Source organism: Altererythrobacter sp. C41, from assembly GCF_016803135.1.
GTDB lineage: Bacteria > Pseudomonadota > Alphaproteobacteria > Sphingomonadales > Sphingomonadaceae > Pelagerythrobacter.
Window position 1 is genome coordinate 1 of sequence record NZ_JAEVFE010000020.1, and the last position, 3,752, is coordinate 3,752.

The following is a 3,752-nucleotide window of genomic DNA, read 5'->3' on the forward strand; positions in this document are numbered from 1 at the left end:
ACGACGCCGTAGGCGCGGGCGCCTTCTGGTGTGAGGAGGCCTTGCACGATCTCCTTCGCGACCAGTTCGGGGTCGCGCTCGAGCGGATCGCCCCAACCGCCGCCGCCCCAGGTGATGAAGTGGAGCACGTCGTTCGCCTCGACCGCCAGATCCTCGACCTTGTTGCCGACGATGCGGGTGGTGCCGTCGGGCTTCTCGAGGATTTTTCGCGCGCGGGCGCCGGGGGCTCCGCCGTTGACGCCCCAGGGCGGCACGAACCAGCGGTCGTCGTGGATCGCGATCGCGCCGGGCTCGAGGAAGCGGTAGGACATGCGGATGCCGTTGCCGCCGCGGTGCAGGCCCGCTCCGCCGCTGTCGGCCACGGTCTCGTAGCGTTCGATGACGAGCGGGAAGTAGCGCTCCAGGAACTCGTTCGGCACGTTGGTGAAGTTGGGGAACAGCGAGTGCCCGTCGGGCCCGTCGCCGAGCGGACGCCCGGGAATGCCGCCGAAGCCGATCTGGAACAGCTGGAAGTACTCGCCCTGGCGGTCGTAGCCCGAGTAGAAGAGGTGCGGGCTGGAGGAGAACCCGGCCGCGGTCAGGAACTCGGGCGTCTTCTGGCCGAGCAGGCCGCCGAGGATATCGAACATGCGGCCCAGCGCATGGGTCCGGCCCGACAGCGCCGCGGGGAACCTGGGCTTGAGCAGCGAGCCTTCGGGGATGCGCACGTCGATCAGGTCGTAGTAGCCGTCGTTGAACAGGATCTGCGGGTCGAAGACCATGATCATGTAGATGCCGAAGAACATGCGCATCATGTTCTCGTTGAGGAAGAAGTTGATCGAGGCCTGGCTCTGGGGATCGGTGCCGTCGAAGTCGAGCACCACGCGGCCGTTCTCGCGCCACATCGTGCATTTGATCTTGTACGGGCCATAGCCCATGCCATCGTCGCAGATGTAATCCTCGAAGCTGACCTTCTCCTCGCTGATCGCAGTCTCGATCAGCTGCTTCATCGCCTTGTGGTTGCGCGCGAGGAGTTCGTCGCAAGCGGAGACGAACACGTCGTCGCCGAAGCGCTCGGCCATCTCGATCACGCGCCGCGAGGCCACGCGGCACGAGGCGATCAGCGCATTGAGGTCGGCCATGCACCAGTCGGGCGTGCGGACCTGGTGCATGATCAGCCTGATCAGATCCTCGTTGTAGACGCCTTGCTTGTAGATCTTCACCGGCGGGATGCGCACGCCTTCCTGGAAGATGCTGGTGGCATCGATCGGCATCGATCCGGGCACTTTGCCGCCGATGTCCGACTGGTGCCCGAACATCGAGGTATAGGCGAGCAGGCGCCCGTCCTTGAACACCGGCAGCAGCACCAGCCAGTCGTTCGAGTGGCTGACCGCGCCGCCGACCGAGTAAGGGTCGGACAGCATGATCAGGTCGCCTTCTTCCACCGTGCCGGCATAGCCGTCGAGGAACGGGCCGATATAGCTGCCGAACTGGCCGACGATCATGCGCCCCTGGTGGTCGGCGATGAGCGGGAAGGCATCGCCCTGTTCGCGGATGCCGGGGGACATGGCGGTGCGCACGAGGGTGGCGTCCATCTCGACCCGGGCGTTGCGCAGCGCGTTCTCGATGATGTCGAGCGTGACGGGATCGATCGCCACCTTGTCGAAGGCGGCATCGTTGGTCTGTATGATCCGTGCGGGCATTGTCTGGCTCCTTTGTGTCGGATCAGGCCGGGTTGATGAGGATGTTGCCGACGGCATCGACGGTCGCGACGCAGCCGGTCTCGACCAATGTGGTCGAGTCCATCTCGATCACGATCGCGGGGCCGGGGATGACGTCCCCCTGCCGCAGCTTCGCGCGGTCGTAGATCACCGCCTGCTGCATCGCGCCGTCCATCCACAGCTCGTGATCGCGGATCTTCGCCGCTGCGGGATTACCGTCGCCCCTGGGCAGCTCGGCCGCGGGAAGATCGAGCGTCTGGCCCAGCGCCACCGCGCGCAGGTTCACGATCTCGTGCTCGGCATCCATGTTGAAGGTGAACAGCCGGCGATGCTCGGCATCGAAGCGCGCGGTGATCCCGGCGATCCCGTCGGCGGCGAGCTCCGCCATCGTGATCTCCATCGGCACTTCGAAGGCCTGCCCGGAGTAGCGTACGTCGATCTCGAACTGGATCGTCACGTCGCCGGGCGCGATGCCTTCCTGCTCGAGCTCGCGGCGGGTCTGCGCCGCCATCTCGTCGAGCACCTGCGTGAGGTCTTCCAGCGCCGTGTGCGAGGCGAGGCGCGAGAAGCTGCGCGCGGTCTCGGTGCGCATGCGCGTGGTCGCATCGCCCAGCGCGCACAGCACGCCGGGCGAGACCGGCGAGACCGCCGGCCAGCTGCCCATCAGCCGCGCGACCGCATTGACATGCAGCGGGCCGGCACCGCCGAAGCCCATCAGCGCGAAGTCGCGCGGGTCGTAGCCCTGCTGGACCGAGATCATCCGCAGCGCGCCGAACATGTTCTCGTTGACGATGTCGATGATCCCGCGCGCGGCGGCATAGAGATCGATCCCCAGCGCATCGGCGATCGTCTGCACCGCCTTGACCGATCCCTCGCGGTCGAGCTTGAACGTGCCGCCCAGCAGCGCCTCGGGCAGATAGCCGAGCACCACGTTGGCATCGGTGACGGTCGGCTCGGTCCCGCCCTTGCCGTAAGCGACGGGTCCCGGAACCGCGCCGGCCGATTGCGGGCCGACGCGCAGCGCGCCGGTCAGCTCGGGCACATAGGCGATCGAGCCGCCGCCGGCGCCGACCGTCTTCACGTCGAGCGCCGAGGCGCGCACCGACAGGTGGCCGACCTCGGTCGTGCGCACGCGCCGCGCCTCGAGGTTCTCGATCAGCGCCACGTCGGTCGAGGTGCCGCCGACATCGAGCGTCAGGATGTTCTTGAGCCCGGCATTGCGGCCGACCCAGATCGCCCCCGTGACGCCGCCCGCAGGCCCCGACATCAGCAGCGACACCGGATGCTCTTCCGACTTCTCGGAGGTCATCAGCCCGCCGTCGGACCGCAGCAGCGACAGCTTGCCCGTCATCCCCGCATCGCGCAGCCGGCCGCGCAGGTTGCGCACGTAGCGGCCCACCACCGGGCGCACCGCGGCATTGGCGACCGTGGTCAGCGTGCGCTCGTACTCCTGCATCTCGGGCAGGACCATATGGCTGAGCGAGACGGGAACGTCCGGCAGGATCTCGGCCGCAAGCTCGCCCACCCGCGCCTCGTGCGCGCCGTCGACATAGGCGTTCATCAGGCTGACGGTCAGCGCCTCGACGCCCTGCGCCTTGAGCTTCAGCAGCGCAGCGCGGATGTCCTCGTCGTCGACAGGGCGCAGCTCCTGGCCGTGCGCGCTCATGCGCCCCTTGATCTCGACCGTGTCCTCCAGCGCGGCCAGCGGCTGCGGCTTGGGCCACACGATCCACCCCGCCAGACCGCCCGGCACGAAGCTGCGCGCGATCTGCATGATCTGCCGGTACCCCTCGGTCACCACCAGACCAACCCGCGCCCCCTTGCCTTCCAGCACCGCGTTGGTCGCAACCGTCGTCCCGTGCAGGAATATCTCCACCTGCGACGGCGCTATCCCAGCCTGCCCGCAGATCGCCCCAACACCCGTCAAAATGCCTTCCGAACTGTCCGACGGCGTCGACGGCGTCTTGTGACGCCAAAACTCGCCCGTCACCTCGTTAAACAACAACAGGTCGGTGAAAGTCCCGCCTACATCCACTCCAAGACGATATGTCA

The 3,752-nt window shown here is 67.3% G+C and carries 2 protein-coding genes; both read right to left on the reverse strand.

Going from position 1 to position 3,752, the window contains the following annotated elements:
• The coding region (locus JNO53_RS15195) for a hydantoinase B/oxoprolinase family protein (RefSeq protein WP_203113599.1) at nucleotides 1-1,682 on the reverse strand (1,682 nt) is incomplete at its 3' end.
• A gap of 22 nt (nucleotides 1,683-1,704) precedes the next feature.
• The coding region (locus tag JNO53_RS15200) for a hydantoinase/oxoprolinase family protein (protein WP_238401980.1) at nucleotides 1,705-3,752 on the reverse strand (2,048 nt) is incomplete at its 5' end.